Source organism: Desulfobacter sp. (genome assembly GCA_028768545.1).
Taxonomy (GTDB): Bacteria; Desulfobacterota; Desulfobacteria; order Desulfobacterales; family Desulfobacteraceae; genus Desulfobacter.
Genome location: CP054838.1, coordinates 2843037 through 2868418 on the forward strand (window position 1 = coordinate 2843037; position 25382 = coordinate 2868418).

General features: G+C 46.2%; 20 protein-coding genes and 3 pseudogenes. 9 read left to right on the top strand and 14 right to left on the bottom strand.

Going from position 1 to position 25382, the window contains the following annotated elements:
- Positions 1-89: 89 nt before the first annotated feature.
- Entirely contained in the window at positions 90-1304 is a 1215-nt protein-coding gene (locus HUN05_13780) for an ISL3 family transposase (GenBank protein WDP86063.1), read from the top strand.
- On the opposite strand, the gene HUN05_13785 is transcribed toward HUN05_13780, so the two are convergent.
- Entirely contained in the window at positions 1293-1703 is a 411-nt protein-coding gene (locus HUN05_13785) for a transposase (protein WDP86064.1), read from the bottom strand. The two genes, HUN05_13780 and HUN05_13785, sit on opposite strands and share 12 nt — an antisense overlap.
- 140 nt (positions 1704-1843) lie before the next feature.
- Here HUN05_13785 and HUN05_13790 point away from each other — a divergent pair, with 140 nt between their 5' ends.
- The 4 genes and pseudogenes from HUN05_13790 (at position 1844) to HUN05_13805 (ending at position 6077) form a co-directional block, all read left to right on the top strand.
- Positions 1844-2491 carry a lysophospholipid acyltransferase family protein gene (locus HUN05_13790; GenBank protein WDP88068.1) on the top strand — a complete coding sequence of 216 codons (648 nt, stop codon included), beginning with the start codon at positions 1844-1846 and terminating at the stop codon, positions 2489-2491.
- A 335-nt stretch (positions 2492-2826) separates the two neighbouring features.
- Entirely contained in the window at positions 2827-4038 is a 1212-nt protein-coding gene (locus HUN05_13795) for an IS256 family transposase (GenBank protein WDP86065.1), read from the top strand.
- 864 nt (positions 4039-4902) lie between these two features.
- A pseudogene (locus HUN05_13800) lies at positions 4903-5609 on the top strand (IS6 family transposase).
- A 99-nt stretch (positions 5610-5708) separates the two neighbouring features.
- Positions 5709-6077 (top strand): cupin domain-containing protein, encoded by a 369-nt coding sequence (locus HUN05_13805; protein ID WDP86066.1) that lies wholly within the window; start codon positions 5709-5711, stop codon positions 6075-6077.
- A 5-nt stretch (positions 6078-6082) separates the two neighbouring features.
- Here HUN05_13805 and HUN05_13810 read toward each other — a convergent pair whose 3' ends face one another.
- From HUN05_13810 to HUN05_13870, 13 genes and pseudogenes are all read right to left on the bottom strand, one after another.
- The gene (locus HUN05_13810; GenBank protein WDP86067.1) at positions 6083-7471 is read right to left on the bottom strand and encodes a sigma-54-dependent Fis family transcriptional regulator; all 1389 of its coding nucleotides are present in this window, start codon (positions 7469-7471) and stop codon (positions 6083-6085) included.
- A 3-nt stretch (positions 7472-7474) separates the two neighbouring features.
- Positions 7475-7723, bottom strand: a complete 249-nt coding sequence (locus tag HUN05_13815; GenBank protein WDP88069.1) for a hypothetical protein — start codon at positions 7721-7723, stop codon at positions 7475-7477.
- Positions 7724-7739: 16 nt separating this feature from the next.
- Positions 7740-8450, bottom strand: coding sequence for an IS6 family transposase (locus HUN05_13820; protein ID WDP86068.1), 711 nt, complete (start codon positions 8448-8450; stop codon positions 7740-7742).
- Between the two features lie 75 nt (positions 8451-8525).
- Positions 8526-8849, bottom strand: a pseudogene (locus tag HUN05_13825) (IS4 family transposase).
- Positions 8850-9067: 218 nt separating this feature from the next.
- A complete protein-coding gene (locus HUN05_13830; protein WDP86069.1) occupies positions 9068-10603 on the bottom strand; it encodes a response regulator in 1536 nt (511 codons plus the stop codon).
- A 26-nt stretch (positions 10604-10629) separates the two neighbouring features.
- Positions 10630-12165: a PAS domain S-box protein gene (locus HUN05_13835; protein ID WDP86070.1), complete on the bottom strand. Its 1536-nt coding sequence runs from the start codon at positions 12163-12165 to the stop codon at positions 10630-10632.
- On the bottom strand, positions 12162-13085 hold the full coding sequence (locus HUN05_13840; GenBank protein WDP86071.1) for a hypothetical protein: 924 nt from the start codon (positions 13083-13085) through the stop codon (positions 12162-12164). The genes HUN05_13835 and HUN05_13840 overlap by 4 nt, the downstream gene beginning before the upstream one ends.
- A 105-nt stretch (positions 13086-13190) precedes the next feature.
- The gene (locus HUN05_13845; GenBank protein ID WDP86072.1) at positions 13191-13577 is read right to left on the bottom strand and encodes a response regulator; all 387 of its coding nucleotides are present in this window, start codon (positions 13575-13577) and stop codon (positions 13191-13193) included.
- Positions 13578-13628: 51 nt separating this feature from the next.
- Positions 13629-14552: a methylenetetrahydrofolate reductase gene (locus HUN05_13850; protein WDP86073.1), complete on the bottom strand. Its 924-nt coding sequence runs from the start codon at positions 14550-14552 to the stop codon at positions 13629-13631.
- On the bottom strand, positions 14552-15214 hold the full coding sequence (locus HUN05_13855; GenBank protein ID WDP86074.1) for a methylenetetrahydrofolate reductase C-terminal domain-containing protein: 663 nt from the start codon (positions 15212-15214) through the stop codon (positions 14552-14554). The genes HUN05_13850 and HUN05_13855 overlap by 1 nt, the downstream gene beginning before the upstream one ends.
- A 23-nt stretch (positions 15215-15237) precedes the next feature.
- On the bottom strand, positions 15238-15663 hold the full coding sequence (locus tag HUN05_13860; protein ID WDP86075.1) for a hydrogenase iron-sulfur subunit: 426 nt from the start codon (positions 15661-15663) through the stop codon (positions 15238-15240).
- The gene (locus HUN05_13865; GenBank protein WDP86076.1) at positions 15663-18710 is read right to left on the bottom strand and encodes a CoB--CoM heterodisulfide reductase iron-sulfur subunit A family protein; all 3048 of its coding nucleotides are present in this window, start codon (positions 18708-18710) and stop codon (positions 15663-15665) included. The genes HUN05_13860 and HUN05_13865 overlap by 1 nt, the downstream gene beginning before the upstream one ends.
- 95 nt (positions 18711-18805) lie before the next feature.
- Positions 18806-19678: a methylenetetrahydrofolate reductase gene (locus HUN05_13870; GenBank protein ID WDP86077.1), complete on the bottom strand. Its 873-nt coding sequence runs from the start codon at positions 19676-19678 to the stop codon at positions 18806-18808.
- Between the two features lie 392 nt (positions 19679-20070).
- On the opposite strand from HUN05_13870, the pseudogene HUN05_13875 reads away from it, so the two are divergent.
- The 4 genes and pseudogenes from HUN05_13875 to HUN05_13890 all read left to right on the top strand — a co-directional run bounded on the left by HUN05_13875 (position 20071) and on the right by HUN05_13890 (position 25289).
- Positions 20071-20412, top strand: a pseudogene (locus HUN05_13875) (IS4 family transposase).
- Between the two features lie 79 nt (positions 20413-20491).
- A complete protein-coding gene (locus HUN05_13880; GenBank protein ID WDP86078.1) occupies positions 20492-21202 on the top strand; it encodes an IS6 family transposase in 711 nt (236 codons plus the stop codon).
- An 86-nt stretch (positions 21203-21288) separates the two neighbouring features.
- Positions 21289-21990: a response regulator gene (locus HUN05_13885; GenBank protein ID WDP86079.1), complete on the top strand. Its 702-nt coding sequence runs from the start codon at positions 21289-21291 to the stop codon at positions 21988-21990.
- Complete coding sequence (locus HUN05_13890) at positions 21987-25289, top strand: protein MalT (GenBank protein WDP86080.1); 3303 nt, start codon at positions 21987-21989, stop codon at positions 25287-25289. The genes HUN05_13885 and HUN05_13890 overlap by 4 nt, the downstream gene beginning before the upstream one ends.
- Positions 25290-25382: the final 93 nt, after the last annotated feature.

Sequence of the window (25382 nt, forward strand, 5' to 3'; positions counted from 1 at the left end):
GTAAGGATTTTTATGCTTGAAATGATGGTGTGAACATGATCATGTTCTAATTTTTTTGTGTTATTCGCACAAAATCGGAGAATGAATTAATGTCCACAAGCTTCATATACCATGCCTTTGGCCTTCGTGACTACTTTTATAAAACAACGCGTTTCATCGGTGGAATAATCACTTTTGAACTCATACCAAAACCGGAGGCGGTAAAATGCCCGGAATGTAATTCCAGGTCCGTCACCAGGAAAGGGATTGTGACAAGAGATCTCAGAACAATACCGGTAGGTTCAAAACCCGTGATTCTCAGGACGGCTATCCAGAGAATTTGGTGTTCGTTCTGTCAATTTGTCCGGCAAATCAAACTATCCTTTGCCCAGGAGGGGAAAAGCTATACCCGGGCTTTTGAACGGTATGTCTTGGAGTTGTCTCAGTTCATGACAATCAAAGATATTGCCATCCATTTAAGGATCAGCTGGGATACGATAAAGCAGATCCAGAAAGAAGACCTGCTGAGGCGTTATCGAAATATCCCCCTTGAGAAAGTCCGGCAGATTGCCATAGATGAAATTTCCATAGGGAAAGGGCATAAATACTTGACCATCGTGATGGATCTGGAATCCGGTAGAATTCTGCACGTGGGAGAAGGAAAAGGTGGTGAAGCTTTGAAATCTTTTTGGACAAAAGTGAAAATATCGAAAGCAAAAATCAAAGCCGTCAGCATCGATATGTCCCCGGCATACTTGAGTGCTGTTATTGAAAATCTTTCTGGTTCAGCAATTGTCTTTGACAGATTTCATGTTGTTAAATTGTTCAATGAGAAACTGTCGGATTTCAGGCGAAAGCTCTACAACCTTCTTGCCAATACCGGGCAACAAAAACTTCTGAAGGGAGTCCGGTGGCTTTTGTTAAAAAATCCCGAAAACCTCAGTGATGACAAGAAGGAGGCCCAACGGTTAGAAGAAGCATTGAAAATAAATCAGCCGCTATTGGTAGTCTACTACATGAAAGAGGAACTCAGGCAAATATGGAATCAAAAGAAAAAAGAAACAGCTGAAAAGATAGTCAGCAATTGGATCAATCTGGCCAATATTTTCAAAATTCCAATGTTGATGAAATTTGCCAAGACCTTGGCTGTGCACAGGCAAAGAATCCTTTCATACTATGATTACAGGATATCTACAGGTCCTTTAGAAGGGACAAATAACAAGATAAAAACCATGAAACGGAAAGCTTATGGATACAGGGATTCGGAGTTTTTCAGGTTGAAACTTTTGGACCTTCACAATAAAAGGTACGCATTAATCGGATGAACCTGAAATCTCAAGTCCATAGATTTCCTGTAAATGGGAAGCCATATCATTATAACTCATGCCCAGGCCGTAAAGGGCTATTATCTTTCTTTCAATTTCATCGCTGAGCGTTGTCTGATGTTTTTTGACGATCTGTGGAGAGAAGGTTCCGGCCCTGTCACGCGGGGTTTTTAGCTCAAATTTACCATCCAGGGATTTAATGGTCTTTTTGCTTTTTCCATTACGGCGGTTGGCAGAAACTTCCTGCCCGAGATGGGACTCCAACTCTCCTTCAAGAGCAGCTTCAGCAAGATTTTTGATTAATGATGTAAGGACGCCGCCCTTACCTGTGAAGGGTTTACCTTCCTGGATGCCTTTAAGGGCTTTTTGAAAATCAAATTCGGTGTTTTCTTCGGTCATGTCAGTTCTCCTTATTTAGCTGAGTATATCAGCTTTCATTCAACTGACACAGAATTTTGAACGCCCTCAAGATATCTCTTGATTTAAGGGCTGTTTTTGGTAAACTTGCCCCGATTTATCAACCCAGAGGAACCCTGAACATGGTCAAACGGTTAAAATTTATTATTTATACCCGGCCTTTTATTTTTTTTGCCTATTACCTGATTCGGCTTTATTCGCTGACCTTCAGGCTCAAGGTGGAAAATGAAGATCAATGGATGACCCTGGTAAAAGAAAATCACACCGTGCTTTTGTGTACCTGGCACCAGCAGTTTTTTTCCGCCATTCGGCATTTTAAAACCTATTCCAGATTAAATCCAGGCTTGATGATCAGCCAGAGCAGGGATGGGGATTTAATTTCAGGTGTGGCCAACAGGACTGGGTGGCACACCCCGAGAGGATCTTCTTCCAGGGGGGGCAAACAGGCCATGGAGGCCATGATCGATCACATCCATGAGTTTGGATTTTGCGCTCATATTCTTGACGGTCCCAGAGGCCCTATCGGCAAGGTCAAGCCCGGTGCAATCAAAATGGCTCTGGAAACAGATGCCTGGGTGGTTCCCTTTTTTACCCGGGCGGACAAGGCCTGGTTTTTTAATTCTTGGGACCGCTTCATGCTTCCCAAACCCTTTTCCCGGGTAACCCTCTCTTTTTCACAGCCGTTCAAATTCAAGGTCAACCCTGAATCTGATTTTGAATCCCTTCGTTTGGATCTTGAAACTCAAATGACACCCGGGCTTCATATATGATTGAAAAAAAGCGATCGCAAATTTTACGAATTGATTTTATGTTTGCTGCAAGGTGCCAGGGAGTGAAGCCGTAGGGACTTTACTGTGAACGGTCTATAACGCTGCAGATGACGCAAAATTGGTTCGCCCGAAGGGTGACTACCCTCTGAATTGGTTTGGCTAACAATTCTAAGTTTCTGTATTTAAAAGATTAATATTCAATCCCTACAAGTTGGTATGAAATATTCGGGCTAAAAGAAAAAATGCCGGTTTGAGGCTTAAATTAAAGAGGGCGTTCAAAATTCTGTGTCAGTTGAATGAAAGCTGATATACTCAGCTAAATAAGGAGAACTGACATGACCGAAGAAAACACCGAATTTGATTTTCAAAAAGCCCTTAAAGGCATCCAGGAAGGTAAACCCTTCACAGGTAAGGGCGGCGTCCTTACATCATTAATCAAAAATCTTGCTGAAGCTGCTCTTGAAGGAGAGTTGGAGTCCCATCTCGGGCAGGAAGTTTCTGCCAACCGCCGTAATGGAAAAAGCAAAAAGACCATTAAATCCCTGGATGGTAAATTTGAGCTAAAAACCCCGCGTGACAGGGCCGGAACCTTCTCTCCACAGATCGTCAAAAAACATCAGACAACGCTCAGCGATGAAATTGAAAGAAAGATAATAGCCCTTTACGGCCTGGGCATGAGTTATAATGATATGGCTTCCCATTTACAGGAAATCTATGGACTTGAGATTTCAAATGCCACTCTGAGCACCATTACCGATAAAATCATCCATACCGTCAAAGAATGGCAGGCCAGGCCGTTGGAAAATGTGTACCCAATCGTATGGCTTGATGCCATACATTATAAAGTACGAGAAAACGGAAAGGTCAGCAGCAAAGCCGTTTACACAATTCTTGGGGTGAATATCGAGGGCCGCAAAGAGGTTCTTGGGCTGTACATATCCGAGAATGAGGGTGCGAACTTCTGGCTGCAGGTGTTAACAGACCTTTCAAACCGAGGGGTAAAAGATATCCTGATTGCCTGTGTTGATGGTCTAAAAGGTTTTCCCGAGGCCATTGAGACCATATTCCCGGACACAGAAGTTCAACTCTGCGTAGTCCACCAGATCCGAAATTCATTGAAATACGTTGGTTCCAAAAATAAAAAGGAATTTATGGCAGATCTAAAACGTGTTTATAAAGCGGTCAATAAGGATCTGGCCGAAGAAGAACTGGATATCTTGGAAAATAAATGGAATGACAAATACCCGATTGTGATAAAATCCTGGCGGAACAACTGGGAACGCCTCAGTCATTTCTTTAAATATCCAGAAGAGATTCGACGGATAATATACACCACAAATACCATTGAGGCTGTGCATCGACAGTTTCGAAAACTGACCAAAACAAAGGGATCATTCCCGAACCAGGACAGCCTGTTAAAGCTGCTTTACATGGGGATCCAGAACGCCAGTAAAAAATGGACAATGCCGATTCAAAATTGGTCACTGACAATTTCCCAGTTGGCAATTTTCTTTGAAGGCCGGCTGGATAAAGAGCTGGGAATTTGATAGGGATTTATTTACAGATGGAAAAGATGGTTCCAGGAACTCCACTCCAGCAAAAATCAACTCCTCCGACGTGGCTGATTGAAGGCCCATTCTCGGACCTGACTTTTACTTCCGCTGGCGCTGAGGCAGATCCGGGAACCGAAACCGTGACACAGAATTCTGAACATTCCCAAATTAAATGATGGTTTATGATTTCGGTAAAAGCCGGGATTAAAAGGGGATTGACACCAGGGGACAATTCAGGCCAGAATGGTCTGGTCATGGGATATCTATCATTAAACTAGCCAGATGGAGGCGATTTATGGATTCTTTTCCGGAAAAGACGGTTTTTTTTCATTTCAGGTTTAAATTTCTTGCTGTTACTTCCATTGCATTTTTGTTGTACATCATTTTAACCGGGGCTTCGGAACTGGATCAATTCTCTTCGTCCTGGCAATTCAAGCTCATGGGTCCATATTTTTTAATGGCAGGATGTTTTTTCCTAATATTCAGGCGGGTTCCTGTGAAATGTCCTTATTGCGCAAAGCTTGTGCCTACCCGAAAAGACTGGGTTTGTGGCGAGTGCGGTAAATCCCAGGGCAAAGGGAGATATTTAATTGATAAATGTCTTCATTGCCGCCAGATTCAGTCTTCAAGCACTTGCGATCATTGTGGTAAATCCTTTCGTTTATAAAAAAAAGTTAGGGCAGATCTGAGGGTGTTGCCGGCAGACAGATAATAACGGTGGTGCCTTGTTTTGGGGTAGAGGTGACCTTGATATCTGCGCTGCAGTTTAAAAGAATACTTTTGGCGGTTCTGTTGCAAAAAATTATTAATGTCTGATACAAGTCCGTTTTGGCACTAATTTATTTGCAGAGAGATAGTATGAAAAATGAAAACCCTTTCAAGTGGCGTCATTATGAAAAAGAAATCATCCTGTTGAATGTTCGCTGGTATCTGAGATATCAACTGAGTTACAGGAATCTGGAAGAGATGATGCAAGAACGGGGCTTGTCTGTGGATCACAGTACCATTTATGGGTTCAGCGCTATGCTCCTGAAATGGAAAAGCGAAGCAGGAAGTATCTGCGGCAATCAAATGATTCTTACCGTATTGATGAAACATATATCAAGGTGCGGGGGAAAATGAAGTATCTTTACCGAGCGGTCGATTCCCGTGGAAATACCATCGATTTTCTTCTTCGCAGCAGACGTAATATGGAATCTGCCAAACGATTTTTTAAAAAGATGCTGCGAGCTTCCAATAGCTCCAGACCTCGGGTTCTGAGTGTTGACGGAAATCCTGCATATCCTCCGGCAGTAAAGGCTTTGAAAGAAAAAAAGCTTCTGAATAAGGACTGTATCCTAAGACAGAATAAATATCTGAACAATATTATTGAGCAAGACCACCGGTTTATCAAAAAGCTTGTCAGAGCTGGTATGGGGTTCAAGACATTTCATTCTGCCTGGCGGACGCTAAAAGGCTATGAAATTATGAACATGATCAGAAAAGGACAAGTTAAAAATATCAGGAAGGGAGAAATTTTAAAGCAGAAAGAATTCGTCGAAAATCTGTTTTCTTATGCTGCGTAAATTTTACGCCTGAACGATCTCTTTGTCCTGGAAATATTTTTTGCAACAGAACCTCTTAAACTTCAGACAGACCAACAACCCAAAAAATAAGGATACGCCATGAACGATAAAAAGACTCAGCTCATCAAAAATGTTCCCTTTTCCCAGGCCGTTTCAATCAATGATCTTGTGGATTACGAACAAGGACGGGTCGTCAGCCGGACCCTGGCAGCCAAGCCCCATGTCAACATCACCCTTTTTGCATTTGACAAGGGCGAAGAAATCTCGGCCCATACCTCCCCCGGGGATGCCATGGTTCAGATCCTGGACGGGTCTGCCGCCATCACCATAGACGGAGACTCCCTTGAGGCCAAGGCGGGCCAGGTGGTGGTGATGCCCGCCAATGTCCCCCATTCGGTCTATGCGGCAACACGATTTAAAATGCTGCTCACCGTGGTGAAACAACCCCTTGATATCGGGTCATTGTAAGCGGTTTATCCCTTTTTAAGTTTTTTCCACCGATATCGGAAGGTATGGTGATTCATGTTGAGAAGTTTGGCTGCCCGGCTCTCATTGCCTTGGGCCTGGTCCACGGCCAGGGTCATGTACTGACGCTCAATATTGGATAAGATCTGGGTCAGGCAGACCCCTTGCTCCGACAGCCTGACGGGTTCAGACCCCGTGGGCAGGGCCTGGGCAGTCAGACCTGTTTTTTTATCAAACAATCCCAGGTCGGTCATTAGGACCTGGTCGGTTCTGGCCACAAGGACAGCTCGCTCGACAATATTCTTAAGCTCCCTGACATTGCCGGAAAATTCATGGGACAAAAGCATTTCTTGAGCGTCCTTGGAAAACCCCTTCAGGTTTTTTTCAAATTTTTGGTTAAACTCAAAAAGAAAATGCTTGGCCAGGGCCAGAATATCCCGGGGCCGCTGATTCAAAGAGGGGATCTCGGCCCGAACCACACATAGCCTGAAATACAGATCCTTTCGAAATTTTTCAAATTTTACCAAATCATCAATATTCTTGTTTGTGGCAGAAACCACCCGGGTGTCAACCGTCAGTTTTTGTGTACCGCCCACTTTGTAAAACTCCCCGCTTTCCAGAAAGCGAAGCAGTTTGGCCTGGCCTGCCAAACTCAGGTCTGCCACCTCATCCAAGAATAAAGTGCCTTTGTGGGACTCTTCTAAAACCCCTTTTTTCCCTTGGGGCCTGGCCCCGGAAAAGGCGCCTGCCTCGTATCCGAAAAGTTCTGATTCAATGAGATCTTCGGGAAATGCAGAGCAGTTCACCGCCACAAAAGGCCCCTGAAACAGAGGACTTCTGGCATGGATGGCCTTGGCAATCAACTCTTTTCCCGTACCGGTTTCCCCCAGGATCATGATGGGGGTATCCGGACTTTTAGAGACCACATGGATAAAATCCATGATATCCTCAATATTCTTGCTTTCACCGATAAAGCAGGGCTCATTTTCCCTAAGGTATTTTTCCTGAAGCAGGCAGACCTCTTTGGCAAGCGCTATGGTTGACACCGCCTTTTGAATGGTCAATTCCATAATATCCGGATTAATGGGCTTGACAATAAAATCAAAGGCACCGCCTTTCATGGATTGAATCACCAGAGAGATCTCCTCATAGGCTATAATCATGATTACGGGCAGGTTGGGATGATCTGCTTTTAACCTGCCCAGGGCATCAATGCCGCTCATTTTGGGAAGGCCGATATCCATTAGGACCAGGTCGGGTACCTCTTTTTTTAAAGCCGCCAGAAACGATTCTCCGTCTTTAAACAACCGGATCTCATAGGTGCCGGACAAAACCAAATCCAGAGAATCCCAGATGCTTTCTTCATCATCAACAATGGCAATGGTGTATTGAATCATGGATCAGGCCTTTATGGTTTTTGCAGGCAGTTCAATGAAAAAATGGGCGCCTCTTTGACCGGGCGCCTTAAATTTGAGCGTACCGCCGTGGTCCAGGATAATCCGGTGGCTGATGGACAGCCCGATTCCAGAACTATTGGCCTTTGTGGTGTAAAAGGGATCAAAAATTTTGGACTGAAGGGCATAGGGAATACCCGGGCCCGTGTCCTTGACACGGTTCTGTTGCAAAAAATTTTTCCAGGACAAAGAGATCGTTCAGGCGTAAAATTTACGCAGCATAAGAAAACAGATTTTCGACGAATTCTTTCTGCTTTAAAATTTCTCCCTTCCTGATATTTTTAACTTGTCCTTTTCTGATCATGTTCATAATTTCATAGCCTTTTAGCGTCCGCCAGGCAGAATGAAATGTCTTGAACCCCATACCAGCTCTGACAAGCTTTTTGATAAACCGGTGGTCTTGCTCAATAATATTGTTCAGATATTTATTCTGTCTTAGGATACAGTCCTTATTCAGAAGCTTTTTTTCTTTCAAAGCCTTTACTGCCGGAGGATATGCAGGATTTCCGTCAACACTCAGAACCCGAGGTCTGGAGCTATTGGAAGCTCGCAGCATCTTTTTAAAAAATCGTTTGGCAGATTCCATATTACGTCTGCTGCGAAGAAGAAAATCGATGGTATTTCCACGGGAATCGACCGCTCGGTAAAGATACTTCATTTTCCCCCGCACCTTGATATATGTTTCATCAATACGGTAAGAATCATTTGATTGCCGCAGATACTTCCTGCTTCGCTTTTCCATTTCAGGAGCATAGCGCTGAACCCATCGGTAAATGGTACTGTGATCCACAGACAAGCCCCGTTCTTGCATCATCTCTTCCAGATTCCTGTAACTCAATTGATATCTCAGATACCAGCGAACATTCAACAGGATGATTTCTTTTTCATAATGACGCCACTTGAAAGGGTTTTCATTTTTCATACTATCTCTCTGCAAATAAATTAGTGCCAAAACGGACTTGTATCAGACATTAATAATTTTTTGCAACAGAACCTCCTCAAAGATAAATTGCAGTTGTTCGAGTCCCCTGTGATTGATGGCTTCACAGAAACTACTACGGCTGATACCACCGTCTGGCGCAATATTTTCTTTAGCAAAAACATTCTCCTTGAGATCCTGAATTAAATGTCGGGCAGACTTGTGCTCCTGAAGATGGAAATAAACCAAAGCATTTATCTGGTCTTCGAATGTCATTTTTAAAGGGCGGTCTCCTCGAGATTGTAATTCCGGTGCTTTTGAAAGTGACTTTATCAGAGGGCACCTGAAATTGTCAAAGTTCAGGGACCGTAGTTGTTTTTTAGGGACTGAGATGTGCGTCATTTGAGCTCCTTGAGTTAAATTTTCAAGGCGCACAAAAATTTTTACGCACATTTGTCAACACAAAACAGACTGTTTTTTCAATGATTTTAGATGCTTTTTATATGCAACAACCTAACCGGACACTACTGATTTTGAATATGTTTTTTTTTACCAAAGACAAGAAAAAAACACGGGTTTCTTGTTTGACTTGACAGGTCTTTGGAAACCCGTGTTTTGATTTAAAGGGGGAACCCTGTTTTGGGAAGGGTAATGGTAAATGTGGTACCCAGGTCCAGTTTCGAGTCCACCTGAATACTTCCGTTATGGCCTTCAACAATCCGCTTCACAATGGCAAGCCCAAGGCCTGTGCCGTTGATAAATCTTGTTTTTTCATTCTTGACCCGGAAAAATTTATCCCAGATCTGGTCTATGGCCTCCTCGGGAATACCAAAACCGGTATCTTTTACATGGAGCATGGCAGAGTCTTCGTTTTCGTCTGCCCAGACCTCTATGCTTCCATTTTCCGGTGTATAACGGATGGCGTTTGAAATCAGGTTGGATAAGACCTCTTCTATATTGTTGGGATTGGCCATGACCACAATATTCTCGCCCTTGGAACGGGCCGTCAGAGAAATGGATTTTTCATCGGCCATGGATTTGTACAATGCCACATGGGCGTTGATCACAGGAGACAGGTTCAAGGCTTCCCGCTCCTGGTTGATCAGGCCGGACTCTATTTTTGACAGATCCAAAAGCTCAGCAGAAAGCTCGGTTAAAGACGAAATTTTAAGGGAAGTCCTTTCCAGAATTTCCCTTTGTTTTTCCGTCAATTGGCCGGCCAATCCGTCCAGGACCACGTTAAGCTGCATTAAAATGGAATTTAAAGGGCTTTTAATTTCATGGGCCACCATGGATACAAAATCAGATTTAAGCTGGTCCTCCTGACGAAGGGCAGTGATATCATGACACACGGTTACCGTGCCCAGGTTTCTGTTGAGCCTGTCCCGGAAAGGAATACATCGAATCCCGATGATCATCTCTTCTTTGTCCTTATCCAAGGCCACCTTGATCTCCTCGGTAATCTCGGCAAAGGCCTCTTCTGGCTGGGCAATGGCCTTGTCAATCATGGCAAGCAGGGTGGGCTCCTGGACCACCTTTGAAATTTCATTGCCAATCACCTTGGTCTTGTGGCAGCCGATCATCCGTAAAAAGGCCGGATTGGCAAGGGCAATTCTTTTCTGGTGATCCGTTGTCAGCACCCCGTCCCTCAAGGTATTGATCATCACCCGCATCCGGGATTTTTCCGTGGCAATGTCCTGGAGGGACTGGATAAATTCAATGGCCTTGGTAATGATCAGGCGAAGCTCGCTGGGGGAAAAGGGTTTGGGCAAAAAATCAAAGGCCCCTCGTTTCATGGTCTCAATGGAATGCTCAAGTGTGGCATACCCTGTGATCACGATCACCACCGTATCCGGATGCCTGGATTTGATACCCGAGAGCACATCAATACCCGACAACCCGGGCATCATCAAATCTAAAAGCACAATATCAAAATGGGACTGCTGAATCATCTCAAGACCTGTGGTGCCGTTATCTGCGGTTTCAACCTTGCAGCCCTCTTCTGTGAGCATCCGGTTGCAGGCTTCCCTGACCCTTTTTTCATCGTCAACCACCAGCACCCTGGGCTTGAAAAACACATCATCAATCATGGTTTTCAGGGAGGCTTTGCCCCCCTGAACCATGGGATCTTTAGCGTTACTGCTTGTTTCGGACATATGAACAATCTCTTTGGATAATTTATTTACATTATTTTATCTTCGTGGGCACCTGCGGGCGGACAAAATGCCATCCCGTTTTCTCTGGGGACATACAATGGAAATTCCATGATAAATGTGGTTCCCTTGGCCCCGGTTTTCTTTACGCTTATTTTCCCGCCATGCTCTTCAATAATACCGTATACAATGCTCAAGCCTAAGCCCGTGCTTTTGCCCACTTCCTTGGTGGTAAAAAACGGATCAAAGATCCTGGACAAATTCTGGTGGGGAATGCCGATGCCGGTATCCTTGATTTCCAAAAACACTTTTTTCAAGGTTTTGTCCCTGTAGGTATAAATGCTGATGGTACCCTGGTCTTCAATGGCATCGGCCGCATTCATGACCAAATTAATAATCACCTGATTTAACTTGTTAATATCTGCATTGATCAGCATCATATTCTCGGCCAGATATTTTTTAATCCGAATATTTAAAAACCGCTTCTGATCTCTTAACAACTTAAGGCTCTTGAGGACGATATCATTAATCTGGACAATATTTTTCTCAGAATCCGCACTTCGCGAATAGACCAAAAGGCTTTTTACAATATTCCGGCACCGCTTTGCATCCTCCACAATATAGCCCAGATCTGCAATGGCATTTTCATCCAAATCATCCCTTTCCAAAAGAAGGCTGGCGTAAAAAAGAACCCCTGTCAAAGGATTGTTGATCTCATGGGCCACGCCTGCGGCCAGCTGGCCTAAAGAGGCCATTTTTTCCGACTGAGCCAATTGCTGCTGGGTGAGTTTGAGTTCTTTTTCCACCCGGATTTTATCTTTAAAATCGTTGTAAATGGCCATGGTGGCGGATTCATTGCCCTTGTCATCATAAATGATGGCAGCAGACATCTCAACTTCGATCTCTTCTCCCTTTGAATTTACAACAAGGGTTCTTGGAATCAGCAGTTTGCCCTTACCCCCAATTTTCTCATCCCTGAGCATCTTCATGATTTCCTTGGCCTTTCCAGGGGGGTAGAGCTGTTCTACGTGGGTAATTTTCCCGGAACTTCCGTTAAAATATCCGAACAACTCCTTGGCAACGGAATTCATCAACTCAATATTGCCCTTGCGGTCTGCCGCCACAATGGCGGATGCAGAGGCATAAATCACCCGGCTGATAAACTCCTTGACCCCGATGAGCTGGGTTTCAAGGGATTTGGTCCGGGTGATATCCCGGATACTGGAAATCACATAGGCCACACCGCCCTGGTCGTCAAAAATAGGCGAAAAGACCCGGTCCTCCCATTTGTACTGGTGCTTGACCGTATAGGAGTGAACTTTTTTGTCCCGGATCACTTTGGAAATCGGGCAGTCCTCAGAATCGCAGGGCGTGTCCTTGTATAAAAAAGAATGAAAACATTTTTTCCCGATAATATCATGGGATAAAATATCATAGGTGGTTAAAAACTTTTTGTTGGCTCCCACCACAATCCGGTCAGGGTCAATGACCACGGATGGGTAAGACAGGGCATCAAATATACGGGTCCGCCAGAACAGTTCCTCGGATGAAAAAGATCGGTTCATGGGGTCTCAAATCCTTTTTCAAGTGCAGGCAAGGCCCGGCTCCCCTCTCCTTTGGAAAGCACCAGGCTGATGCTGGCACCAGTACACCCTGAAATTTCCAGCTCAAGCCCGGCAGATTCAAGGCAGGCGGCAGCAGTATTAAAAATACCAAACCGATCTCCAAAATGGGGACCTTGAAAGGTAATCAGATCGACCTGTTCTTGGAAAAATTCAACCGGACAGGCCTTTGGTGTCAAAGACGACTCCTGGGCAAGCCAGTACAAATGAATCCTTTTGCCATGGTCGAAAGCCGTTGCAAAAGAAAAGATATCGTCCGTGTTTTGCAAAAATCGGATGGCCTGTTCAAGCTGGTTCCATGGGCAAAAGATCCGTTTAAGGCAGAGTCCCGGAATCAGGGAAAACCCATATGTTTTTATTTTTTCTTCCTGGAAAAAGGCCCGGGTTTCCTGGTAACGTTTTTTTACAAAAGCGGCGGTTTGTTCGTGAAAATCAGGTTCATAGGGCGTATGGGTGGGCGGCAGGTCAAAGGCCTGTTCAAGCATGGCAAGGACTGCAAGCTTGTCTGCCTGGTCAATGACAAAAGAGACCATGGCATTGGATGATACCATATGAAAAAATTTTAAATCATGGCCGGCAAACAAATCCAGAAGATACCCAAGCGTCCTGATTTTTGATCCGTGGGGATAAACGGAAATCATGCACACCGGTTGAATTGCCAAGTCTCGGGGAACCTCGCCTTCAATACAGCATGAAACGCTCGTTCCGAAAACAGCAGTTTCCGTACCCATACAGGGCAAATTAATCTTCTCCCTGGCCAGGGTCTGATATATCAGAGAGTTATCATTCTCTGATTCCGGGCCTTGACGCAGATGAAACATCTGGTGTCCCACCCGGATGCCGTTGATTCTAATGACGGTCATGGCTGTGGACACCCCCAGGGATTTATGCCAGAAAGGCAGCAGAACAGGACAATTCCTGATCTGCCGCCTTTAACGTATCAGCATATGCCTAGGCGAGTGCCAGTTCTAACTGCAGTGGTCGTCTACGATTTCCATGAGCGCATCCAAGTCTATGGGCTTGGGCACGTAGTCGTCTGCAAGGGTGGTTTTGCCGTCGTGATGGGTGTAGCTTGTGGTTTTAACCGAATCTGCAACCGCAGTCAGCATAACCACGACGATCTCTTTGAGCCCGTCATTGGTTTTGATTTCATCACATACCTCCCAACCATTTTTCCTGGGCATCATGACATCCAGAATCACAAGGGCAGGTTTTTGGGCGCCAATTTTTTCCATGGCTTCCACGCCGTCATAGGCTTTTTCCACCTTGTAGGACTTTGCTTCCAACTTCATGGATACGGCTTCCACCAGATCCGGATCATCATCAACAACTAAAACCAGTTTATTCTCACTCATATGAAAATCTCCTTTTATTGAGCTAACAAAAGAACTTTCACCCCTTTTTCCTTATACCTGAGGCCGGGGATATAAGCCAGCCCCTTTTACAATTTCATGTACCCTTTGTTCCCATTCAATGGCCATAATATGGAATCCGTGAACCCCTTTGCACTCCTTGAGCCGTTCAATTTGCTCAATGGCCATCTTGATGCCTTCTTCGGGCTGCTGTTCCTTGGAAACCCCTTCCAGGCGTTTGATCACCTCGTCGGGCACATCCATTCCAGGTACTTTATTTTTCATGTACCGGGCCATGCCCACGGATTTCATGGGCGTGATGCCGGCCAGGATATGGACCTGTTTATCAAGTCCCCTGTCACAAACGCCTTTCATCCATTCTTCAAATTTATCCATGTTGAATATACACTGGGTCTGGATAAAATCAACACCTGCGGCCACTTTTTTGGCCAGGCGCATGACCCGAAGCTCAAAGGGATCGGCAAAGGGATTGGCCGCCGCACCAATGAACATCTTGGGCGGATTTTTAATCTCGGCCCCGCCCTGGAACTTGGCCTCATCCCTCATATTCTTGACCATGGCCAGCATATTAATGGAATCCACATCATAGACAGATTTGGCCATGGGGTGATCTCCGAACTTGGGATGGTCGCCGGAAAGGCAGAGCATGGTATTGATGCCCAAGGCATAGGCACCGATAATATCGGCCTGCATGGCCAGACGGTTCCTGTCCCGGGAGACCATCTGAATAATGGGATCCAGCCCCATCTGCTTGATAATCACACCGCCGGCAATGGAGGACATTCTGACCATGGCGGTCTGGTTGTCCGTAATATTAATACCGTCAACATAATCTTTGATCAAATTGGCTTTTTCTTTTACAATCTCAACGTTGCACCCTCTGGGAGGACCCACTTCAGAGGTAACGGCAAGTTCTCCGGATTCCAGTACTTTTTCCAGTCTGCTTTCAGTTTTCATTATGCCAAATCCTCCCTGATAATTTTTCTGGGTCCGCCGCCGCCTGCGGGGCGCCAGTCTTTTGCTACGTTGAGTTCTTCATACCGGTCTTCAATACCCAATTCCTTGAGCCGTTCCCAGATCAGTCTCCAGGCACAGTCAATACTGAGATCTACCTCGCATTGACCATTGGACGTTCCGCCGCAGGGACCGTTGAGCAAGCTTTTGGAGCATCTTGCAACCGGGCAGATCCCACCGGTAATCCCGAGCATGCAGTCTCCGCATCCCTGACAGCGTTCATCCCAGACGCCCTGGCCTAAAGAGGCGCCCATGAACTTGGTGTTGACGGCAGGAAACACAGGCACTTTGTAGCGAGCTGCAACGGTTTGAACCCCGCAGCCGCAGGCCATGGACAAAATGGCATCCACTTCACCGACATTGGCGACCAATTCTTCAACATATTCAGGATCGCATTGGCGTTCCAGGGTGATTTCTTTGATATCAATGGTTTTCCCGTTTTTCAGGCTGTTCAGATGAAGGGCAGAGGCTAAAAACCCCACCTCTTTTCTGCCGCCGGCAGCACAAACGGTGACACATTCGTTACAGCCGACCAGGAGGATCTTGTCATAGGGCGCGATATACTGGATAATTTCCTGTATGGGTTTTTGTTCTGCTGTTATCATTTTTTTTCTCCGAAGTATTTAAGTTATACGGCCTTGGCTGCTGTTTTAACAGGATTCGGGCCCAATTGTTTTATCTTATCGGTAAATTCACGGGCAGTTTTGGCAAAATGCTCGCCCATGCCGGCAGACATGGTGATCATGGCCACCCGGTCAGGTTCCCATCCTAAATCTTCTAAAATCTTTTGCACTTTGATCACCCTGGCTTTGGCCCGAAGATTGCCGTTTTTAAAATGGCAGTCCCCTTCCAGGCATCCGACCACATAGACGCCGTCCGCCCCTTTTTCAAGGGCTTTCATCAAATGGATGGCATCCACCTTGCCGGTACAGGGAACCCGGATGATTTTCACGTTGGACGGATAGGAAATCCGTTTGCTGCCAGCCATATCCGCGGCTGTATATGCGCAATAATGGCAGCAGAATGCCACAATTTCCGGTTCAAAATTTTCCATTAGTTATACCTCTCAAATAAACCATCTAATTTAGCTAAAATCTGGTCATCTTCATAGGCCAGCAGTTGAATGGCCTTTGCAGGACATTCTGCTGCGCAAACCCCGCAGCCGTGGCACTTGGCCGGATCAATCTCGGAATATCCGTCTGCATTAATAAAGGGAATATCAAAGGGACAGGCCCTGACGCAGATCAGGCAGGAGGCGCACTTGTTGGCATCCACCCGGGCCACAGCAGCCCCCAGGTTGATCTCTTTCTGGGCCAGCATGGTCCTGGCACGGCCGGCAACGGCCAGCGCCTGGGTCACGCTCTCACGGATAATTTTGGGTGAGTGGGCGGTCCCTGCAAGGAAAAATCCCCGAAGGGCCATATCCACCGGCCGAAGCTTGACATGATCTTCAAGAAAATAATTATCCTCGGTTCTGGGCAGATGAAACATCATGGCCAGATCTTCAGTGGTTTCATCATCAGCAATGAACCCGGTGCTCAAGGCGACACAATCGGCCTCAATATCAATATCAGACCCCAGAATAAAGTCATGGACCCTGACAAGGGTTTTACCCTCTTCCTCTCTGACCACGGGCCTGTTTTCCAGGGCAAACCGGATGAACTTTACCCCTTTATCCCTGGCTTCCCTGTAATAATCCTCCTGAAATCCATAGGTCCTGATATCCCTGTACAGAACAAAGATTTCAATATCCGGATGAATCGCTTTGAGACGAAGGGCATTTTTCATGGCCGCCTGGCAGCAGACCCTGGAACAGTTGGGATTTTCCTTTTCACGGGAGCCCACGCACTGGATCATGACCACCTGGTTCATGGCCTTTATCTTTTCTTCATCATTTTCCAGCAGTTCATCAAGGTCCAGCTGGGTCATCACCGGGTCAATGGCGCCTAAACCATATTGAGCCGGCCGGTTGGCAAGCGCCCCTGTGGCCAGGATGGTCACCCCGTGGTCAATCTGCATATAGTTCATGCGCAACCCCGTCTGGATACCGGTCTTGAAAAGTCCGGGCATGCCCTCATGGTCAACAATAATGGACCGGGCCATGACCCTGATATTGTCATGTCCGTTAACCTTGGAGATCAGATCATCAATAAAGGCGGTGACATTTTCACCCTCAATGGTCTTTGAAATGGATCGTGCCAAACCGCCCAAAGAAGGCGCTCGTTCAACAAGATAGGTGTATACGCCCTGGTCTGCCAGTTTCAGGGCAGCAGTCATGCCGGTAACACCACCGCCGACAACTAGGGCCTTCTGGCTCATGGGCAGGGCATTGTCCGTCAGGGGCCGGGCCATTCTGACACCTGAAATACCGATCTGCATGAGTTTAAAGGCTTTTTCAAGGGCTTCTTTGGGTTCGGTGAGATGGGCCCAGGTATTCTGATCCCGGAGGTTGACGATCTCAACCAGGTAACGGTTAAGCCCCACCCGCTTGAGAAGGTCCTGGAATTTGGTTTCATGGGTCCGTGGCGAACACCCGCCAATGACCACACGGTTGAGCCCGTGTTCTTTTATCATGGATTCGATCCGGGTCATGGATTCAGCAGAGCAACCGTAGCCCACGGCTTCAGCAACCATCACATCCGGATTGGTCCGGGCATGATCCAGCACCTGGGCCACATCCACAACCCCGCCGATCTCAAATCCGCAGTCACAGACAAAAACCCCTATTTTGGGATCCTGACCCGTGACATCCCTTTCGGGCGGGAATTCAAATTCAGCCACATCAATTCCGGGAGTGCTCGGCACATCCGCACCGGCCATGGAGGCTGCGGCACTGGCCTGCACCATGGTTTCGGGAATATCTTTGGGGCTCTCGTAGACACCACAGACATAGACCCCGTCTTTTGAGGTTTTCACAGGATTAAAATTATCGGTTTTGGCAAACTTATGAACATTAAGATCAATGCCCAGCCTTCCGGCCAGATCCACAGTGCTTGCCGAGGGCCGAAATCCCGTGGAAAGGACAACCATGTCAAACTCCTCTACTTCATGGGCAGAGGTATCTTCCAAGGCATAGGAAATAGACAGATTTTTGGTATCGGGCAGTTCAACAATGGTATGGGGACGGGAGCGGACCATTCTGACACCGAAATCTTCTCTGGCCCGGTTATAGTACTGCTCATAATCCTTGCCATGGGTCCGCATATCCATGAAAAAAATCGTGGTTTCAATATCTTGTCCAAACCGCTCCTTGGTGACCATGGCCTCTTTGAGGGCATACATGCAGCAGACACCCGAACAATAGGGGACATCAGCATTGTTGATCCCTCTGGATCCCACACATTGGATCCAGGCGACTTTCCGGGGACGCTTTTGATCGGATTTTCTTAAAAGGCTTCCCTGAAACGGACCGGAAGCAGACATAATCCGTTCATACTCAAGCCCTGTCACGACATTGTCAAATTTTCCACCGCCAAAATTATCCAGGGCTTGGGGGTTAAAAAGTTCAGCCCCCACGCTGAGTACCACAGACCCGATATTAATGGTGGTCTCTTGTTCCTGATCATCGGGCAAAATGGCCTGGGCCTTACAGACAGACTCAAGGGCCGCCACGTCATCTACCTTGTCCATATCAATGGAAAAGGCATAGGGGGTTGCCTGGGGGTAGCGCATACAGGTGGGTGCTCTAGGGTCCAGGCCCGGAGTAAATCGAACTGCCTTGGGAAACTTTTTAACGCACTCCCCGCAACCGGTACATTTGTCAATATCAATATATCTTGGCGCAGTTTTAAGGGTTGCCTTAAAATTTCCAGCCTCGCCTGTTAATTTTTCCAATACGGTCATGGGGCTGACCTGGAGGAATTGTTCCCTGGCTGAGGCAGATAAAAAGGGAGAAACCGTACACAAGTCACAATTATTGGTGGGAAAAGTTCGGTCCAGCTGGGTCATCAAACCGCCAATGGCATAATCCGAATCAATGAGCAGTACCTCTTTGCGGGATTCGGCAAGATCAAGCGCTGCCCTAATTCCGCCGACACCGCCGCCAATGACGAGCACACGTTTTTCGCCTGACGCTTTATCGTCTTGTTTAATATTTTGCATGTCCAACCTTAACGTTTATCTGTTTTTATCCATGGATATCCATTGCCTGTAATCCCATACAGACTCAAAATTCCGGCAATGGATGTTGTTATACCCTAAAGACCTGCACTGTCTAAAATTGCAGGCAACCTGTCTTCCCAGCCCAGAGCGGAAATCTTAATCCCCTGGGACACCTGTTTGAGGGCTAAAATCATCTCACCGGCAATGGCTATGCATTCAGCTTCACGATCGCTGGCCTTGCGGATGCGGCGAATAAGGTCCTCTGAAAGACGGGAATTGGGGTCGTTAATAGAAATATACCGTGCCATGCCAACATTCTTTAATAAGAAGACCGAGGCAATCAACGGTACATTGAGGGATGAAAAGGTCTCTAAAATTTTTGAATAAAACTTGATATCAAAAACTGGAGGCAACATGAGAAAACCGGCACCAGCGTCTATCTTCTTTTGGGCGGCCTGTTTTTCCTTTTCAAGCTGGGCCTCGTCTGCAATGGGTGCAATGGTGCATCCGGCAGAAAGGCTGGGAACGCCTTTGAGATCAAATCCGGCCATATCCTTGCCCTGGACCAATGAATTGATCATGGACAAAAGCCCTTGTTCGTCCAAGTCATCAACAATTTTTGAGTCAGGGTGATCACCGTTGACCATCTCTTCACCCTGGACCACAAGAAAGTTGTGGATACCCAGGACATGGGCTGCCAGAAGATCGCCCTGAAGGGCCATGCGGTTACGATCCCGGCCATAGAGGTGAATCATGGGATCAATGCCCTGCTGTTTCATGAGAGAACCGCAGGCCAATGCACTCATCTGCATGACACCTGTGTCCATGTCAGGAATAACAACAGCATCAATTCGTGATTTCAAATGGGTGGCGTGGGTAATGAGATCTGATATATCAATCCCTTTGGGAGGATTCATCTCAGCCAAAACAGCAAAGTCCCCAGAGGAAAGTTTTTCTTGAAAACTCATAGTCAATATCCCTTATAATCATTTGCTGCTCGGGTCTGGCATCGAGCAGCTATTTTCAGCACCAGAGTGCTGCGCAACTGCCATTTACCAATAGTTTGTCCAAACGGTAAAAACCTATAGCAGAATTTATACTATTTGTAAAATGAATAGTTATTCATTCTTCAAAACAGTGTTTTCTATTGAACCATAAGACTTTCGACAAAGGGATTTACTGGACTTTGCTAAAAATTTTCATTTTTTCTTTTTCATTGTTCTATTTTTATTCAGTAGTGTCCGGTTAGGTTGTTGCATATAAAAAGCATCTAAAATCATTGAAAAAACAGTCTGTTTTGTGTTGACAAATGTGCGTAAAAATTTTTGTGCGCCTTGAAAATTTAACTCAAGGAGCTCAAATGACGCACATCTCAGTCCCTAAAAAACAACTACGGTCCCTGAACTTTGACAATTTCAGGTGCCCTCTGATAAAGTCACTTTCAAAAGCACCGGAATTACAATCTCGAGGAGACCGCCCTTTAAAAATGACATTCGAAGACCAGATAAATGCTTTGGTTTATTTCCATCTTCAGGAGCACAAGTCTGCCCGACATTTAATTCAGGATCTCAAGGAGAATGTTTTTGCTAAAGAAAATATTGCGCCAGACGGTGGTATCAGCCGTAGTAGTTTCTGTGAAGCCATCAATCACAGGGGACTCGAACAACTGCAATTTATCTTTGAGGATCTTTATAAACAGGCTCTTGAGGGTTCTGTTGCAAAAAATTATTAATGTCTGATACAAGTCCGTTTTGGCACTAATTTATTTGCAGAGAGATAGTATGAAAAATGAAAACCCTTTCAAGTGGCGTCATTATGAAAAAGAAATCATCCTGTTGAATGTTCGCTGGTATCTGAGATATCAACTGAGTTACAGGAATCTGGAAGAGATGATGCAAGAACGGGGCTTGTCTGTGGATCACAGTACCATTTACCGATGGGTTCAGCGCTATGCTCCTGAAATGGAAAAGCGAAGCAGGAAGTATCTGCGGCAATCAAATGATTCTTACCGTATTGATGAAACATATATCAAGGTGCGGGGGAAAATGAAGTATCTTTACCGAGCGGTCGATTCCCGTGGAAATACCATCGATTTTCTTCTTCGCAGCAGACGTAATATGGAATCTGCCAAACGATTTTTTAAAAAGATGCTGCGAGCTTCCAATAGCTCCAGACCTCGGGTTCTGAGTGTTGACGGAAATCCTGCATATCCTCCGGCAGTAAAGGCTTTGAAAGAAAAAAAGCTTCTGAATAAGGACTGTATCCTAAGACAGAATAAATATCTGAACAATATTATTGAGCAAGACCACCGGTTTATCAAAAAGCTTGTCAGAGCTGGTATGGGGTTCAAGACATTTCATTCTGCCTGGCGGACGCTAAAAGGCTATGAAATTATGAACATGATCAGAAAAGGACAAGTTAAAAATATCAGGAAGGGAGAAATTTTAAAGCAGAAAGAATTCGTCGAAAATCTGTTTTCTTATGCTGCGTAAATTTTACGCCTGAACGATCTCTTTGTCCTGGAAATATTTTTTGCAACAGAACCCTGCCCATGATTTAAACAAGGAGGCTGCTGGCCATGAAAATTCTCGTAATTGATGATGAAAAACCAACCCTGGCAATGTTTAAATTTTTTTTGGCAGCCTATGGCTATGAGGTGTATACGGCCGAGAACGGGGAAGAGGGCATGGATCTTTTCCAAGATCTTAATCCGGACATGGTGTTTACCGATATCCGAATGCCCGGCATGGACGGGCTTGAGGTGCTCAGGCAGATCCGGGCGGCAAGGCCCCAATGCCAGGTGATCATTATCACGGGCCACGGGGACATGGACCGGGCCCTTGAGGCCCTGGACCTGGATGCCTCTGATTTTATCAATAAACCGGTGGAGCGCCAGGCCTTGAATGAGGCATTGGTCCGGGCGGAAAAAAGGGCCAAACGGATATCACCCCAGGAGTTTTGTCTTGAATTTGCACGAAAAAAAGCGGGGCTGACCATCGGGGTAAAGGGCAGGGGTGCAAAACATATCGGAACAAAACTGGCCGAGGCCACCTCGGGTCTCAACAAAGGGGATATCATTGAGTTTGACTTTCATCCTGAGTTTTCCATTGACCGTCAGGGGCTTTATCAATTTACCGATTTTCTCCAGGTGACCGGTGAACAAGGGATCAAAATCAGGATAAAAGGGCTTTCGTATAATTATATCCGGTTTTTTGAAATGGCCGGCATCCATAATCTGGCCGAGCTTTTGCCTGGAAAACCCCAGGAACCCGAATTTTGATCCAGACCGGTACCTATATTCCCACGGTGGCAGACGCCTTGTCCCGTCCCCGGCTGTTCAAGCAGCTCAAATCCCACGGCCGTTGCCGGGTGGTTCTGGTGACCGGCCAGGCAGCCCAGGGCAAGTCAACCCTGGTGGCGGATTTTTTATCGGCCCAGGAAAGCCCGAGCCTTTGGTTTCATTTGAACCAAAGCGCTTCAGATCATGGGGTGTTGTTTGAAATCCTTGCCCAGGGGATGGGGCCGATGGATTCAGGTGCTGGCCAGGCCGTACCCCATGTGACCCTGGGCATTAGAAAGGACCTGCTGCGCCAGGTTGAGATCCTGGTGACCCTGTTGAATCAAAAACCTCCGAATTTGAATATTATTCTGGATGATCTGGAATCTTTGGATCAGGATGGATCTGCCTTTGAACTCATGGAGCGCTTAATTCAGGAGGCCCCTGGGACAACTCGGTTTTTTCTCTTGTCCAGGGTTCAGCCCAGGATCAACCTGAGCCGGCTGAAAATGAAAAAACAGCTGGTCTGCCTGACCAATGCAGATCTTGCCTTCACCCTTGATGAGGCCCTGGCCTTTTTTAACCTTCAGGAAAAAACACCTGAAATCTGTGCCCCCTTAGAGACCCGGGAAATTGAAAAGATCTGGACCATCACCGAGGGCTGGGCCGGAGGCCTGACCCTGGTCTCCGAGTCCATACGCTATTCCCGTGACCTTAATCAGCTGCCCGAGCAGTTGAATTCCGAGGCATTTTCTTATTTTTCATCTGAAATTTACCAGTCCTTGAATCCGGAAATCAGAGATTTTTTGATGAAAACAGCCCTGTTTGAACAGCTGGATACCCAGGTTTTAGCCTCGTTTTTTAAAGAGGTGGATCCGTTTGCTATTTTAACCTGGCTGGAAAAAAAGAATTTATTTATCCAGAAAATCGATGCCTCTGGCCAATGGCCGGTATTTAAATATAATCACCTGTTCAGGGATTTTTTAAAGGCAGACCTTTTCAACACCTTGGGAGAGGCGGGGGTGAACCGGTTAAACTGGCGTGCGGGTTTGATTTACTGGGAAAATAAGGACCATGAAAAAGCAATCCCTTTTTTTATGGCGGCCAAAGCCCATAAAAAGATCGCCGAGATTATCAGAATCAAAGGGACCGGAGATGTGATCAACGGACGGGCAGAACGCCTGTCTGAATGGATCCATGCCCTGCCCAAGGATTTGGTTGAAAAAGATCCCTGGCTGGTGTTGTTTGCCACCATGGCCCGGCGGATCAAGGGCGGTAAAAAAAATATTGTTGCCTTTCAAACAGCCCTTAAAATCTTTAAATCAAACAAAGATATCCGGGGGATTTTACTGGCCACAGCATATCTTATTGAGGCCTCTGTTTTTATCCGGCAACCCTCCCGGGTGATTCTTGAATGGATTAAACAGGGGGAAACCATTCTTTTAACCCTTCAGGGGCAACATCGGTTTACCTGGGCCAGAACCCTGCTCTGGCAGCAGATCGGGCTTGGATACATTGCCGGTAACGGAGATATTCCCAAGGGGATTTCAGCCTGTAAAAATGCCCTTGTTCTGGCCCAGCGTATTGAAAATCAGGATCTGATGCTCAACGCCTCGGTGATTTTGGCTTTGGGGTTTGTCCAGTCCGGATATTTTTCAGGGGCCCGGAATATGCTTGAAAAAATTGGGGCCTTTACCCACCAAGGGCAGTACCCGGAATACCGGGCATTGAAAAATATCACCAATATCAATTTTGCCCTTAAAAAGGGAGATGTCAAAGAGGCCGGTCTTTTGCTGGAAAAATCAGAGGATGATATTGAAAAGTTCGGACTGATTTTTCTCTACCCGGGGTTTGTGGAAGCCAAGGCGGTTTACCAGATCACCGTCGGTCTGTTTGACCCGGCCATCCAGACGGCAGAACATCTTGCTGATTTCTCCATCCTTGAGGGCAATGAGTTTTATCTTGGCATTTCACACAGGATTAAGGCCATGGCTCATCTGGTTCAGGGGGCATATGCCAGGGCCGTGCGTGAGGCAGATCTGGCTGTCAGGGACCTTGGCCGGTCCTGGCGGGGAGATATTCATCTTAACCTGGCACGTCAGATCAAGGGGATCGCTTTGTTTCATCTGGAGAAAAAAGATCTTGCCCAGACCAAACTTGACCCCTGCCTTGCCTATTTTAAATCCATTGGCGCTGATTTAAGCTTTTGTGAAACCGCCCTGGTCTGTGGGATTTTATCCTTTGAAACCGGCCAGGACTCTGAACAAGATTATTTCAGGCTGGGATTTGAAAAGGCGGTTGAAAATAAATATAAAAAATTTCCCCTGTTAAATGAAACCACCCTTGCCCGGGCATTTGTTCTGGCCTCGCTGACCCAAGATATGCCCGATTCCCTGGTCGGGTACTTTAAAAAATTAAAAAGCAAGACCTTGTCCCGTGAAATACAGGGTGAGATCTTTGGTTGTATTGACTTGGCAGACAAGAAACAAAGACCTGCCAGGGCAGAAAAACTGGCCTTGCTCTATCGTGCTGCCATGCCCGATATCTTTGTCAGAACCTTTGGGTCTTTTGAAGTAAAGATCTATGGACATCCCCTGGCCCCCTCCTTGTTCGGAGGGGCGAAACCTTTGCTCTTGCTCAAGGCCATTGTGGCCAAAGGCGGTAAGGATATCCCCAAAGAGGTTCTCATTGATACCCTCTGGCCCGGGGTGGGTATTCGTGCGGGTGAAAAAAATTTCAAGGTTAATCTTCACCGGCTGAGAAAGGCTTTGGAGCCTTTGCCGGTCAAAGAGCTGGGCTATGTTTATATCAGTCTTAAATCCGGGCGTATCTCCCTGGATCCCGGGCTTTTGCATGTGGACACCCAGATGTTTTCAGATCGGATTAACCAGGCCAATCTTTTGGAAAAACAAGGGGCCATGACCCCTGCCATCGAGGTCTATTCAAAGGCCATTGCCTTGTACCGGGGCGATTATATGGCAGATGATCTTTACTTGGAATGGACCACCGGGCTGAGGGATTTTTTCAGAAGAAAATGTGTTGAGGCCTTGGCAAAAAAAGCGGGTATGCACGAAGAGATTGATCAATGGCAGGAGGCGGTAGATACCTGGATGACGGTCTTGAGCATAGACCCCTGCCATGAAGAGGCCTTTCAAAATTTAATGATTCTTCACAAAGATGCCGGGTTAAAAAGTGATGCACTCCGAATTTTTGAACAATGTAAATTGGCCCTTGAAAAAGAGCTGGATACAGGACCGGACGAGATGACCATTGAAATATACAACCGGATAAAGTCTCATTAACCTTGTTCATCGGTTCGAAACCTGAGTAAAAAAAATCCCCCACATTGAAAAAACGTTGGGGATTTTTGCCCAGGCCTTTGGTTTCAAAGGCTG